General features: G+C 61.9%; 12 protein-coding genes. 7 read left to right on the top strand and 5 right to left on the bottom strand.

What is annotated here, in order from left to right:
- Positions 1–73: 73 nt before the first annotated feature.
- A complete protein-coding gene (locus V7060_RS16370; protein WP_334180314.1) occupies positions 74–733 on the bottom strand; it encodes a DUF6766 family protein in 660 nt (219 codons plus the stop codon).
- A 138-nt stretch (positions 734–871) separates the two neighbouring features.
- Here V7060_RS16370 and V7060_RS16365 point away from each other — a divergent pair, with 138 nt between their 5' ends.
- Positions 872–1,303: a response regulator gene (locus tag V7060_RS16365; protein WP_334180313.1), complete on the top strand. Its 432-nt coding sequence runs from the start codon at positions 872–874 to the stop codon at positions 1,301–1,303.
- Positions 1,304–1,402: 99 nt separating this feature from the next.
- On the opposite strand, the gene V7060_RS16360 is transcribed toward V7060_RS16365, so the two are convergent.
- The gene (locus V7060_RS16360; protein WP_334180312.1) at positions 1,403–3,796 is read right to left on the bottom strand and encodes a catalase; all 2,394 of its coding nucleotides are present in this window, start codon (positions 3,794–3,796) and stop codon (positions 1,403–1,405) included.
- Between the two features lie 87 nt (positions 3,797–3,883).
- The gene (locus V7060_RS16355) at positions 3,884–4,492 is read right to left on the bottom strand and encodes a hypothetical protein (protein WP_334180311.1); all 609 of its coding nucleotides are present in this window, start codon (positions 4,490–4,492) and stop codon (positions 3,884–3,886) included.
- Positions 4,493–4,730: 238 nt separating this feature from the next.
- Here V7060_RS16355 and V7060_RS16350 point away from each other — a divergent pair, with 238 nt between their 5' ends.
- From V7060_RS16350 to V7060_RS16330, 5 genes are all read left to right on the top strand, one after another.
- Entirely contained in the window at positions 4,731–5,009 is a 279-nt protein-coding gene (locus V7060_RS16350; protein WP_334180310.1) for a hypothetical protein, read from the top strand.
- A gap of 558 nt (positions 5,010–5,567) precedes the next feature.
- Positions 5,568–5,951 (top strand): hypothetical protein, encoded by a 384-nt coding sequence (locus tag V7060_RS16345; RefSeq protein ID WP_334180309.1) that lies wholly within the window; start codon positions 5,568–5,570, stop codon positions 5,949–5,951.
- Positions 5,952–6,027: 76 nt separating this feature from the next.
- Positions 6,028–6,795 (top strand): histidine phosphatase family protein, encoded by a 768-nt coding sequence (locus tag V7060_RS16340; protein ID WP_334180308.1) that lies wholly within the window; start codon positions 6,028–6,030, stop codon positions 6,793–6,795.
- On the top strand, positions 6,792–7,670 hold the full coding sequence (locus tag V7060_RS16335) for an NAD(P)H-hydrate dehydratase (RefSeq protein ID WP_334180307.1): 879 nt from the start codon (positions 6,792–6,794) through the stop codon (positions 7,668–7,670). Before V7060_RS16340 ends, V7060_RS16335 begins: the two co-directional genes overlap by 4 nt.
- Positions 7,671–7,802: 132 nt before the next feature.
- Positions 7,803–8,807: an SDR family oxidoreductase gene (locus tag V7060_RS16330; RefSeq protein ID WP_334180306.1), complete on the top strand. Its 1,005-nt coding sequence runs from the start codon at positions 7,803–7,805 to the stop codon at positions 8,805–8,807.
- 54 nt (positions 8,808–8,861) lie between these two features.
- Here V7060_RS16330 and V7060_RS16325 read toward each other — a convergent pair whose 3' ends face one another.
- Both V7060_RS16325 and V7060_RS16320 read right to left on the bottom strand, forming a co-directional pair.
- On the bottom strand, positions 8,862–9,611 hold the full coding sequence (locus V7060_RS16325) for a hypothetical protein (protein ID WP_185896145.1): 750 nt from the start codon (positions 9,609–9,611) through the stop codon (positions 8,862–8,864).
- A 157-nt stretch (positions 9,612–9,768) separates the two neighbouring features.
- The gene (locus tag V7060_RS16320; RefSeq protein WP_185896144.1) at positions 9,769–9,924 is read right to left on the bottom strand and encodes a hypothetical protein; all 156 of its coding nucleotides are present in this window, start codon (positions 9,922–9,924) and stop codon (positions 9,769–9,771) included.
- Positions 9,925–10,239: 315 nt separating this feature from the next.
- Between V7060_RS16320 and V7060_RS16315 the strand changes: the two genes are divergently transcribed.
- Entirely contained in the window at positions 10,240–12,969 is a 2,730-nt protein-coding gene (locus tag V7060_RS16315; protein WP_334180305.1) for a PAS domain-containing protein, read from the top strand.
- The last annotated feature ends 149 nt before the right edge of the window (positions 12,970–13,118 follow it).

The following is a 13,118-nucleotide window of genomic DNA, read 5'->3' as shown; positions in this document are numbered from 1 at the left end:
GGCGCGACATCGGCCCGTCGATGCCAGCCTGTTGGGACCAACACGCTCCAACGACAGGCGCCTTGCCCTGCGTTCACGTCCCGGTTTGTCCATGCGGCGCGGCAAGGGCCTTGGACTCGGGTGATTTGTCCTGTCGCAGGAAGATGCTCAACACGACAATGGACAGCACCGCCAGGAACTCGCTCTGCCAGTTCTGCATGGACTCAAACCAGAACTGCGCACCGCCCAGATGCGTGCTCAAGGGGATGGCGGCCAAACCCTGCGCGATGCGTTGCTCGTTCTCATGCAGCCAGCTTCCATAGGCATGCCCTACAAACGCGCACAGGAACAGTACGCCGAAGGCCACGCTCAAGGAATGGGCGTAGAGCCACTTCCACACCCCCCCTTTCGTCACCGGCGTCGGGGTCGGACCGGGGTCGACCCGTTCTTGTTCTTGCGCCGGATCCAGCTCCCGCGACTCCGCCGATCCGCGTTGTCGCAACCAGACTGTCAGCAGTACGTACATGCCCATCTGAAGGAATTCGCTCTCCCAGTTCTCAAACGTAGCGGACAGGAAGTGGCCTCCCTGCAGGTACGTCGTCAGGGGCTGCGCCGCTTGTCCCTGCTGCGCCCGTTCCTGGTTGTCTGCCCGCCAACCAGTACACGTCTGGGCAGCGAAGAAAACCAGAAACATGCCCAGCAGTACCAGCGACAGGCCATTGCGATACCAAAACGAGCTGCGATGGGACGTCATAACCAGGCTCCTGTCACGACATACAAGCTTGGCGTGGTCAACCGCGAAGAACGAATGAAGTGCGCCCTATTCATGTATGTGAGACGGTATAGTGAAGCAGTCTCATCTGCCTGAAGAGCGGTCATGGTGCCTCCCGGAATGCCGACCATCCTGTTGGCCGAAGACAGCGATAACGATGCCGAGATGGTGCTCGATGCATTTCGAGAGGCGCATCTGGCCAATCCCATCGTGCGCGTGTTCGATGGCGTGGAGGTGTTGGATTACCTGCGTCGTGAAGGCAAGTTCTCCGAGCGACCCGTTAACAGACCCATCGTTTTGATGCTGGACCTTGAGATGCCCCGGCTAGGGGGTATCGAGACGTTGACGCAGATCCGGGCAGATCCCGCCCTGGCGCACCTGCCGGTGGTGATTCTTACCTCATCCCGACAGGAGTCCGATGCGATTGCCTCGTGGAATCTGGGCGTCAACGCATTCGTGCTCAAACCCGTGGAACCGGCTCAATTCGTGTCGGCACTGAAGGTGTTGGGGAAATTCTGGGCGGTCTTCAACCAGACCCCGCCGGCACCCTGACGATAGGATCTTGGCGCCGTGGGACACGCGTTGCGAGTCCCACACGGTGGATCTCCAGTCCACTGTCAGATTCACCTGATCAGGCCGCCCGCTAGCGTTCTACAGCAGCGGTGGATCGGTTTCCCGCTCAAAGTGCTTATGTTTGGCCAAGGCCGCCAAAAAGTCTTCGATCGCGTCCTTGGGCGGGTCACTATGAAGCAACAGGCCGGCATCATCCTCATCGCGCAAGACCCCTGCACCTTCCACGAAGGCCACCGCCTCGCCCAGGGCCAGAATCGTTTTCAGATGGCGGAACTGGTCTTTAACGAACTCGCCCGCCCGCCCATCGCGCACCCACGCTTTCGCGGTCCCCTCTCCATCGGGAAGGATGACGCCGTCAAACAGGACGGACGGCTCGTTTTCGAAGGACGCATCGGCATCGATCTGGCTGCCATCTGCCGCGGTAAAGGCGCCCACTCGGGGTCCGATCAGGCGACCCACAGCGCCGGCCTTGAGCAATGCCTTCTGTGCGGCTGCTACCTGATCCCCATCCACGCCATCGCCGACGAAGATGGCGACCTTGCGCGTGGCCACCCCTACCTGACCCGGTAGCCCGAACATGGAGAGCGCCTCGGAGGAGGTCACTTCCGCCTTGGGCGGTTTTGGCAAGGCACGCGGCATGGGCTCGGGCAAGGTCATGCCTAACCCGTCTGCCACCTGGGCGGCCAGGTCCTCGGAGGCATTACGCAGCATGGAGACCACGCGCTGACGGATGGCCGGCACGGTGAGCTTGGACAGCTCGAAGCGGAACGCGGCGACGATGTGCGCCTGCTCTACCGGCGTCTGGCTGTTGAAGAACAACGCGGCCTGGTTGAAGTGCTCAGCGAACTTTTCCGGTTTGCCGCGCACCTCGTCCTGCTCTACAGGCTCGGGGAAGGATACGAATCCGGCTGCTCCGGCCTGAAACGGACATCCGCCGCCGAGCGAGTTGGGCTCGTAGGCCACCTTGCCGCGGTGAATGGCTTGGCGGTGCAGACCATCGCGCTGATTGTTGTGTACCGGGGCGATCGGTGCGTTGATGGGAATCTCATGGAAGTTGGGACCGCCCAGTCGAGAGAGCTGGGTATCGACGTAGGAGTGGATGCGACCGGCCAAGAGCGGATCGTTGGTGAAATCGATGCCAGGAATGACATGGGCCGTGCAAAAGGCGACCTGTTCGGTTTCGGCAAAGAAGTTGTCCGGATTGCGGTTGAGCACCATCCGTCCCAAGGGGGTAATGGGCACCAGTTCTTCGGGCACGATCTTGGTGGCATCCAGGATGTCGAAGGAGAAGCGCTCGGCGTCCTGCTCGGAGAACACCTGCACGCCCAACTCCCACTCCGGATAGGCGCCGGCCTCAATGGCTTCCCACAAGTCGCGCCGGTGGTAGTCCGGATCGCACCCGGAGATCTTGACCGCCTCATCCCACAGCAGCGCATGGGTGCCCTGCAGCGGCGTCCAGTGAAACTTGACGAAGGAGGACTGGCCCCGGTCGTTGACGAAGCGGAACGTGTGCACGCCAAAACCCTGCATCATCCGGTAACTACGTGGAATGGCCCGGTCTGACATCAGCCACATCAGCATGTGGGTCGACTCGGGCATCAACGAGACAAAATCCCAGAACGTATCGTGAGCTGAGGCCGCCTGCGGCATGGCGTGATGGGGCTCAGGCTTGACCGCATGCACCAGGTCGGGAAACTTCATCGCATCCTGGATGAAGAACACCGGCATGTTATTGCCCACCAGGTCCCAGTTGCCTTCATCGGTATAGAACTTCACCGCAAAGCCGCGCACATCCCGAGCCGTGTCCTTACTGCCACGCTCGCCGGCGACGGTGGAGAAGCGGACGAATACCGGCGTGATCTTTCCGGCTTCCTGAAACGGCGCGGCGCGGGTCAGTTTGGTGTGCTTCTTGTAGGACTCGAAATAGCCATGGGCCGCAGAACCGCGTGCATGCACGATGCGCTCTGGAATGCGCTCATGGTCGAAGTGAGTGATTTTTTCCCGCAGGATGAAATCCTTCAACAGCGCAGGCCCGCGCAACCCCGCCTTGAGCGAGTTCTGATTGTCGGCCACCGGCACGCCCTGATTGGTCGTCAGGCGCTGCCCGCTGCCATCTACCCTCACCCGATCCAGCGAACCCACGGTGGGGTTGGTCCCGGCGTCTGCACGCGTGCCCACTTTGGCTGATTCATTGGATTCGGCCAGCGTACTGGCGCTCACCAACGGCGAGGGCGGAATGATCTCGGTACCCTCCGGCGGCATGGTGGCCTGCTCCCGCCCATGCTCAGCAGCCTTGTTCTCATTGAAGGGCAAGGCCGCCACGGTGGCCTCGACGTCAGCGGCCTGCTTGGCAAGTAGATCACCCGTCCCCCGCCTCGGCGCCTTGGGAGCGGCACTGTCGGAGTTGCGAGCCGCTGATTGTCCGCTCACATTCTTTTTGGGAGCGGTCTTAGATTTACGCGAAGTTGCCATGTCGGTGCCTGCTTCCAAAGATGCGCGCCTGAAGGCGCAGAACACAGGTGGATGAAAACAAACCCGCCGGTGGGCGGGTTTGTAGGGTTAGAGCATGTCCTCGCGGGCTTGCTCTGCGCGTGCGGCGCCGATGGCCGTTTCCACTTTCTTGACTTCTTCCGGCGGCGGTAGCACCGCGGGCATGCCCAGCGCCTGGATCCACAGTTCCCGGCACCAGCCCTTGGTGTGGTAGAGGTGATGGTCTTCATCCTCCTCCACTTCCTCGTAAGCGGCCTTTAGGATCTTGGCGAGCTTGTCGGTGGAGGACTCGGCGACTTTGCCGATCAGCTCCCAGTTCGTATGGTCCTTGGTCTCTGCCAGAACAACACACTCACAGGCCACCAACTCAGCTGCAGCGGCGTCTGCATTGGCGCGAGCCATTTCAATGGCGGCCACCAAGGAGGCGCCGTTATGCGCCACCACCTCTCTGCCCGGACTCATCTCTTCGGTGTCCAATCCCAGTTCTTCGAAAACCTGGGTCAGCACTTTCTCGTGATGCTTGGTCTCATCCAGGTATTCCTGCCACTCCTTGTGCAGGTCCTCATTCACTGCTGCGGCGATGGCGGCGGTGTAAATCTTGATGCCGCCGCGTTCGGTTTCCAACGCCTGCAGGAGAAGTTCTTTCACTTGTTTCGGATCATAGCCCTTGCTTGCCATTGCTGACTCCATTAGCTGGGGAATGTCTAGTGATATAGACCTGATCCTGCCAACGGCTTGTGAAACCGTTCACTGCTCGCACACCCCTACCCTCTCACGCTAGCGGCCGCACCGTGTCTCGCCAGAACGCAGGTTGGTGCCGTTATCAAGAATGATCCATGTTCATAGCAATGACCCAACCTGCATGCGGTTCTTTCACAAGCGGTTCGCTGGACTGGATCTAGGATGAGGAGGGTGTATGTCGCCTGATGTGATCGGCTGGTTCGCCTCGGCCATCCTGCTTGCCACGCTAGTCAGGCAAATCCAAAAGCAGGCTGCACAGCCAGAGAGTGAAGGCGTTTCTACCTGGCTGTTTCTGGGCCAGATGGCCGCCTCGCTGGGTTTTGTTCTCTACAGCTGGTTGGTGGAAAACTGGGTATTCATCACCACCAACAGTCTTATCCTGCTGACCGCGGTGGTAGGGCAAGTCGTGATGTGGAAAAAAAAGCGTGCGGATGAGCGAACGAGTTCAGGGTAGTGGCGCGATAGCCGCTATCCCTACCCGCTGCACAGGGGATTCACTCCGCCTTACAGATCAACGTTCATGCTGCACCGCATCAGGAGTGTCCCATGCCCCGAAACACTGCCAGTAAGGCTGCTCGCCAATTCATCGATCTGAGCATCGCGGCACCGGAAGTGATCGCGCACCGCATGGTCCGAATGGCTAGCGCTGGGGGTGTGCTTAACGGCGCTGATCGTCAGGAGCTCTCTCGTATGTCGCTCGAGAAGTGGGAAGCGGTCTGGCTGGCGTGGGTGGCCATGGGTACTGCGGGTGCGGCCTTTTGGATGCGAATGGCGACATCATGGTCAGCTTGGCCGGCTACGGCCCACCCCATGTCATCCCACCACACGTTGGAGGGGCTGCTGGGTCAGATCACGACGGCGGGATTGGCGCCCTATGTTCGTATGGCCAAGGCCAATCGCAGACGTCTGCGGCGTAGGGGCACCTCGTCACCGCAATAGGCCCCGCCCGCAGCTGTGCTGGCTCTGCACGCGACCCAGGCATGATGCTTACTAAGACCTACCTTGATTGCTTATGAGCCCTAGTGCCACCCTGACCCAACTTAAGGCTACTGTCGACGGCCGAGCGCTCAAGTCAGGTGACAGTGATAGCGAAATTGCGGTTCGCGTGGGATCGTGCATAGCGCTGCAGGTCAACGTTCAATCCGGACAACTAGCCGGATTTGCGGCGGGGACCGATTCGATGGCGCTGTCGGAGTGGAACGACACCGGCACCTTTGAATTTCATGTGCCCGAGCATTTCCAGGGTGCAGTCCTGCAGATCCAAGTGGCGGTCCGCACGAAGGCATCCACCGGCGCCCAAACCAACCCATGGCTTGGCCCGGTTGATGCGCAGCATTTGCTGACCTACCAGGTCCATCCGGGGCACGGTGACGCCACCACGCTGCCCTGCCCTTGACGGCAAACAACCAGGCGACTTCACCACAACACGACACGCGGCTTTCTAGCCTGACCCCTTTCTGGGAACGAAGCCTATGCCGCGGCTGTTACACACGGACTGGCCTGCCCATCTCTGGATCGTGCGTCACGGGCAAAGCGCCGGCAATGTCGCCCGGGATGCGGCCGAGTTGGCCGGTGATCGGTTGATTGAGCTGGAACACCGCGATGCCGATACACCGTTATCCGCGTTGGGTGAACGGCAGGCGGTTGCCTTGGCGCAGTGGTTCTCAGAGCAACCGGCCTCGGCGCGTCCTACCGTCTTCTTCAGCTCGCCCTTTGTGCGCGCCTACCAGACGTGTCTGGCCACCGCGACGGCCTTGGGACATGAAGCATCAGATATCGCCATCGATGAGCGCCTTCGCGAAAAAGAATTCGGCATCCTGGACCGCTACACGGTGCCCGGCATCAAGGCCACCTTTCCAGAGCTTGCCGAGCAGCGGGCACTGGTTGGCAAGTTCTACTTCCGTCCGCCTGGCGGTGAGAGCTGGTGCGATGTGATCCTGAGGCTGCGCAGCGTGCTGGAGGTTCTCAGGCGCGATCACGTGGGCGAGCATGTCCTCATCGTGGCCCATCAGGTGATCGTGAATTGCTTTCGGTATCTGCTCGAATGCCTGGATGAACAGCAGATTCTGGACATCGACCGGGAGGCGGACGTGCCCAATTGCGGCATCACCCACTACCAGCTCACCGGTACCGGCGAAGGCGCCCGCTTTGAACTGGAAAGCGCCAACCTGATCGTTCCGCACATTGCACAGTTGGCGCAGGTCACCAAAGCGCCCGACACGCCGGCGGGCCCCAAGTGAGCCAGCCGCTGGGTCACGTGCTGGATGAGGCATGGCTGGCCGCGCACCCACTGCCGGCGGCACATGGGGCCCATAGCAAAGAAGACCGTGGCCGGGTCTTGCTGATCGGCGGATCGGTCGATATCCCAGGCGCAATCCTGTTGGCCGCGCAGGCCGCCCTGCGGGCGGGTGCGGGCAAGCTCCAAATGGCCATTCCCGGGCCCGCAGCGCCCTTCCTGGCCCCCCATATGCCCGAGGCGCGCGTGCTGGGTCAGCCCAGTGACGAGCAGGGCCAGATAGCTGGCATGTGCCCTGCCTGCCGTCAGGAAGCCGAGCGCGCCGATACCATCGTCGTCGGACCCGGCATGTGCGACAGCCCCGCGTTGGCCAGTTTGCTGGGCGAGCTGCCCACCCACCCTACCCTCGTGCTGGATGCCGGCGCCATTACCTGCTTCAAGCAGGCTCACGTACGCTCGCAGGCAGCGATCTTGACGCCGCACGCCGGCGAAATGGCCAAATTGCTGGGGTGCGAGGTGGACCAGATCCCCGGCCACGAACCCGCCTTGGCTCTACAAGCGGCAAAAGATCTGCATGTGGTCCTCGTACTCAAGGGCCCGAGCACGTGGATTGCCAGCCCCGCGGGCGAGTTGCTGCGGTATGAAGGCGGCGGCGTGGGGTTGGCCACCTCCGGTTCGGGGGATGTACTGGCGGGGGTGATAGGGGGACTGGCCGCACGCGGCGCCGAGCCCCTTATTGCCGCAGCCTGGGGAGTGTTCTTGCATGGACAGGCAGGCCGACATCTTGCTGAGCGCATGGGCGCACTAGGTTTCCTCGCGCGCGAAATCTGTCCCCACATCCCCCAGATCATGCAGGCCCTGAGCCCCCCGGCGCGCTGATTCACTTGCGAACGCGCTGCCGCGGCGGGCCACGTTCCTAACTCCTCTAGATACGCGGTCGGTGCGCTGGCCTCACATGGCAGCGACACTGGCTGACGCGATGATGCGGTGTTTACTTCGGAGGACTCGATCATGGCCAGCAAGAAAAAAACGACCGCCAAAGGCCCCACCACCACCTCAGCTGACACCACGGCGGTACGTCAGCGCCAACTGCAGGCGCAGATCGATCGCAAGGATGCCCGCGGCAAGAAAAAGCCCACCAAGCAGGCCACCCAAGCCGGCACGCGAAAGCAGCCGGTGCGCATGCCTGCCCAACACCTGCCCAAGCCCGGTACCGAAGCCGATCTGATGTTGGCACCGGCCTTTGAGGCTCCCAACTACCGCGGCAGCGGAAAGCTCGAAGGAATGACCGCCCTGATCACGGGTGCGGATTCAGGGATCGGTCGCGCGGTGGCGGTACTGTTTGCCCGCGAAGGCGCAGATGTGGCGGTGCTGTATCTGAACGAGCACAAGGATGCAAAGGAAACGGCAAAGTGGATCGAAAAGGAAGGTCGTACCGCGCTGCTGATTCCGGGGGACGTGCGCGACTCGAGCTTCTGCAAGAAAGCCGCCGATAAGGTGGCCAAACGCTTTGGCCGCATCGATGTGCTGGTAAACAATGCCGGCTTTCAGCTCCATGCCGAACGGCTGGAAGACCTGACCGATGAGCACCTGCAGGAGACGCTGCAGACGAATGTGGCCGGCTACATCCACATGTCACGCGCCTGCCTGCCGCATATGCAGCATGGCGCGTCCATCGTCAATTGCGGCTCGGTCACCGGGCTGTTCGGAAGCCCCAAGCTGATCGACTACTCCGCTACCAAAGGCGCCATCCACGCCTTTACCAAAGCATTGGCCTCCAACCTGCTTGAGCGCGGCATTCGGGTCAATGCGGTGGCCCCCGGTCCTGTGTGGACGCCGTTCAATCCTGCTGACAAGCCGGCCGATGAAGTAGCCGAGTTTGGCAAAGACAGCGCGATGAAGCGCCCGGCGCAGCCGGAAGAACTCTCACCCGCCTTCGTCTTCCTTGCCTCACCGGTGATGTCGTCTTACGTCAATGGCATCGTGCTGCCGGTGATGGGCGGACCGACGGGCTAAAGGCAAGACAAAAAATGCCGCCTCCACTCCCGGAGGCGGCACAGGGGTCGCGTTTTAGTTCCGACGACGGTCGTCGGAGGTGAACGCATCGGCCACGGCATGCTTGGCCCGCTCCCAGGTCAGGCGCGAGGTGCCCTTGAAGCGCTCCCAACCGCGTTCCAGGTCTGAAGCCAACCCATCGTCCCAGTCGCGGTCGGCGTACTGACCACGCGCGTAGGTGCCGTAGCGGTAGGCCGGACGATAGTCGTCGTACTCATCACCGTCCTGGCGATAGGCCGCGCTTTCGAAGCGCTTGGCGTAGGTGTCGTCGCTCCAGGCGTAGGCGTTGTAGGTGCGATCAGCGCGATCCCACGCATCCTTGGCAGCCGGACGTGCGCGGTCCCAATCCAGCGTGGACGTGCCGCGATCGGCCTCCCAGGTGGACTGAAGGCGACGCTCGGCATCGTCCCAGGACTCATTGGGGTATTCGCCGCGGGCCACGGCACCGGCCTGGTAGACGCCGGCATAGTCACGCTGGAAGTCATGCTCGCCGGAGTAATAATCGCGCGTGGGCGCTTCGTTGCGCCAATAGTCGACTTCTGCGGTGGGATCGATCCGCTCGGCAACGCCCTTGCCCGCGGCTGCACCGGCCACCGTACCCACGGCCGCACCAATCAAGGTGCCGATCGGACCAAAAACGGTACCGGCCAACGCGCCGGCCGCCACGCCACCGGCGACGCCGCCAACGCCCACCCCTACCGGATGTGAGCCCGGCGCGCCGGTGATGGGATCCCTGTTTGCATCGGGCTGAGTGTCACGTGTCATGGGTGTGTCCTTTCATGGTGTTGGCACGGGGTGCCAAGAAGTGGGGGATGTCGTTGAGGGGAATGAAACGTTGCTGCTACGTCGAGAGGTCGATGCAGGCAAGCGATAGGCCAGGGAGCGAGAAAGGCAGCTGCCCTCCTCGCTCGGCCGTGCGGCATTACATCTGGTCGCGGTCTTTGCGCGACTTCTGCTGGGTGTCCTGCTTCTGACCCTGCTGATCGTTCTTGCCGCGGTTTTGCTGCGTGTTCTGGTTACCCTGATCCTGATTCCGACCGGGGCTCTGCTGCTTGTCTTTGGGGGTCTGGTTCGGCATGACCAAGTACCTGCTATACGCGACCGGGGTGGCCGCCCACGTAATGTGCTCGCTGCGATGTGAGCGACAAATGCACGCGGAGTTAATGAAGATCGACTTCACTGAACGAGCTGGGTTTTATCGCGCGCAGCGGGTCCCGAGACGTCTGCGCGTTGATTAGCCAGTTGGCTGGCCTGCTCGGATAGACTGCATTGCGGCGGTTCGAGCCTGAGCCCCTATCACTTGCATCCCCGTCGAAAATCCCACACAGGTGAGACCTTCATGCCCCACCGTTTAGATGCACCGCCGGACATGCTGGACCATGAGCGAGGTCGCGTGGCACTGGCCTCCGGTGCCGTCATCGGAACCTGGATTTGGGATATCACCACTGACAAGGTCAGGGTCGACGCCTCGCTGGAGCGCGCGTTTGGGTTGGGACCGATGACCAAGCCGTGGTCGCTCGCAGATCTCATTGGATCGGTCCACCCGGATGATCAGGACGAGCTGCGGTCGGCAATAGCAGATGCCGTGGCGCAAGGCGGACAGTACGTTCACCGGTACAGGACGCGGGGGACGGACGATGACTGGCGATGGGTAGAGGCTCGCGGATGGGTCAATCGTGACGCGGCAGGGGTGCCCATCAGCTTTCCTGGCGTATTGATCGACATCAGCCAAACGCGCCGCATCGAAGAGGCGCGGGACCGTGCCGAAGCGCTGCTGAATACGTTTGTCGAAGCGGTGCCCGGAGTGGTCTACGCAAAGGACCGGCAAGGTCGTCTGCTGATAGGTAATCGCGGTACCAACGAGCTGTTGGGCAGGACGCCAGAGGAGTATTTGGGGCGTACTGATGCCGAAATGCTGGAGGATTTAGTACAAGCAAAGGCGGTCATGGACGCTGATGCGCGCATCATGGCCTCCGGCCAGCTTGAGCAGCTTGAGGAAGAAATCAATTTCCCCGACGGCAGGCGCGCGATTTGGCTGTCCACCAAGGCGCCGTTGCGGGATGCGCAAGGTCACGTCATCGGTTTGATCGGTGCATCGCTGGATATCACCGATCGCAAGGCCGCCGAAGCCAGTCACCGTGAGATCGAGGAGCGCTACCGGCTCGCCGCCTTGGCCACGCGGGATGCCATTTGGGATTGGCGCATGTCCGATGGCCATGTGGTGTGGAATGAAGCCCTGACCACCCTCTTTGGCTATGACCAGCTGCAGAGCAGTGCACAGTGGTGGCTGGAGCATATCCACCCCGATGATCGCCAGCGCATTGACCACAGCATTCATGCGGTGATCGATGAAGGCGGCCACGCGTGGTCGGCCGAGTACCGCTTCCTTCGCGCAGATGGTCAGTACGCTGATGTGCTGGATCGTGGGACGGTGTTAAGAGGGCCTGCCGGCGAGCCGATTCGCATGATTGGCGCCATGTTGGACCTGACCGAACGCAAGGCTGCCCAGGCCGCGTTGGCCGAGAGCGAGGAGCGTCTTCGTCTGGCTACCGAGGCCTCGGACATCGGGTTCTGGGATGTTGATCTGGTCAACGATCTGCTGATCTGGCCGGCACGTACCAAAGCCATGTTCGGCATTTCGGCGCATGTGCCGTGCTCGATGGACGATTTCTACGCCGGCCTGCACCCGGAGGATCGACAAAGGACCAGTGAGGCCTTTGCCGCTGCGGCCGACCCTGCACGGCGTGCGCTCTACGATGTGGAGTATCGGACGATTGGCAAAGAAGATGGCGTTACTCGCTGGGTCGCGGCCACCGGGCGCGGACTGTTTGAAGGTGATCGCTGCGTGCGCGTGGTTGGCGTGGCGATCGACGTCACGGCCAGGAATCTGGTTCAACGCCAGCTCAAGGAACTCAACGAGCAGTTGGAGAGCCGTGTCCAGGCGGAGGTGGCCGAACGCATCCGCATGGAAGATGCGCTGCGGCAGAGTCAGAAAATGGAAGCGGTCGGCCAGCTGACCGGTGGCATTGCCCATGACTTCAACAACATGCTGGCCGCGATCGTCGGCCCGCTGGACCTGTTGGTCGGACGGCTGGATCCGGGCGACGAGCGCGCGCGACGCTATATCGACATTGCCATGGAAGCAGCCAAGCGCGCTGCCCAGTTGACCCAACGCCTGCTGGCTTTCTCCCGCCAGCAACCCCTCGGGCCCGAGGCCTTGGATGCGAACAAGCTGGTGGCCGGTATGTCGGAGCTGCTTGCCCACTCCTTGGGCGGGAACGTCCAACTGGAGACGGTGTTGGCTGGCGGCCTCTGGCGTACCCATGCCGATCCGAACCAGTTGGAGAACGTCATCCTGAACTTGGCGGTCAATGCACGGGATGCGATGGCCGAGGGCGGCCGGGTCACGATCGAAACGGCCAACTGCCACCTCGATCACGGCTATGCCGGAGCCCATCCGGGGATCGCTCCGGGCCAGTACGTCCTGATCGCCGTCTCAGACACCGGACAAGGCATGCCCGCAGAGGTCATCAACAAGGCCTTCGATCCGTTTTTCACTACCAAGGAAGTGGGTCGCGGTACGGGTCTGGGCCTCTCCCAGGTGTATGGCTTCGTCAAGCAGTCCGGCGGGCATGTGAAGATCTACTCGGAGGTGGGCAGTGGCACCACCGTGAAGGTTTATCTGCCTCGCCTGCAAGGCGCTGCGGCCGAGAGCGCGGCCTCGGCCCTGGTTCGTCCCCTGCCGCGTGGCGAGGCGCAGGAAGTCATTCTGGTGGTGGAGGACGAGGCCTCCGTGCGCCAAGTGTCGGTGGATGCACTGACAGAGCTGGGTTATCGCGTCCTGGAAGCCGACGGTGCCGTGGCCGCATTGAAGATTCTGGAAATAGAGCCAGCCATCACCCTGCTGTTTACCGATGTGGTCATGCCGGAGATCAACGGACGCAAGCTCGCCGATCGAGCCCTCGCACGCTGGCCGCATCTGAAAGTGCTCTTCACCACCGGCTATAGCCGCAACGCGATCATCCACAACGGCGTGCTGGACGCGGGCGTGCATCTGATCGTCAAACCTTTCACCTTGCACGAACTGGCCGTGCGCGTGCGAGAGGTGCTAGAGGGCACTTAAGCAGTGCTTGGATCCTGGCGTGTTCGACAAACCCGTTCGGGCCTTTTAGAACGCTCAACCCGCTGGCTGGGGTAGCACGCCATACTCGTTCCGCTGCTGACCACGCCATGGTGATCGCACGCTGTACAGGTCCGGACCGATGGAAGCAG

It is taken from the genome of Pseudoxanthomonas sp., from assembly GCF_036845285.1.
GTDB lineage: Bacteria > Pseudomonadota > Gammaproteobacteria > Xanthomonadales > Xanthomonadaceae > Pseudoxanthomonas_A.
This window is presented reverse-complemented; position numbering and strand designations above follow the sequence as displayed.

Bases quoted from the DNA above. Each gene is read 5' to 3' on its own strand.
- V7060_RS16370 (WP_334180314.1), bottom strand. From the start codon at position 733: ATGACGTCCCATCGCAGCTCGTTTTGGTATCGCAATGGCCTGTCGCTG.
- V7060_RS16365 (WP_334180313.1), top strand. From the start codon at position 872: ATGCCGACCATCCTGTTGGCCGAAGACAGCGATAACGATGCCGAGATG.
- V7060_RS16360 (WP_334180312.1), bottom strand. From the start codon at position 3,796: ATGGCAACTTCGCGTAAATCTAAGACCGCTCCCAAAAAGAATGTGAGC.
- V7060_RS16355 (WP_334180311.1), bottom strand. From the start codon at position 4,492: ATGGCAAGCAAGGGCTATGATCCGAAACAAGTGAAAGAACTTCTCCTG.
- V7060_RS16350 (WP_334180310.1), top strand. From the start codon at position 4,731: ATGTCGCCTGATGTGATCGGCTGGTTCGCCTCGGCCATCCTGCTTGCC.
- V7060_RS16345 (WP_334180309.1), top strand. From the start codon at position 5,568: ATGAGCCCTAGTGCCACCCTGACCCAACTTAAGGCTACTGTCGACGGC.
- V7060_RS16340 (WP_334180308.1), top strand. From the start codon at position 6,028: ATGCCGCGGCTGTTACACACGGACTGGCCTGCCCATCTCTGGATCGTG.
- V7060_RS16330 (WP_334180306.1), top strand. From the start codon at position 7,803: ATGGCCAGCAAGAAAAAAACGACCGCCAAAGGCCCCACCACCACCTCA.
- V7060_RS16325 (WP_185896145.1), bottom strand. From the start codon at position 9,611: ATGACACGTGACACTCAGCCCGATGCAAACAGGGATCCCATCACCGGC.
- V7060_RS16320 (WP_185896144.1), bottom strand. From the start codon at position 9,924: ATGCCGAACCAGACCCCCAAAGACAAGCAGCAGAGCCCCGGTCGGAAT.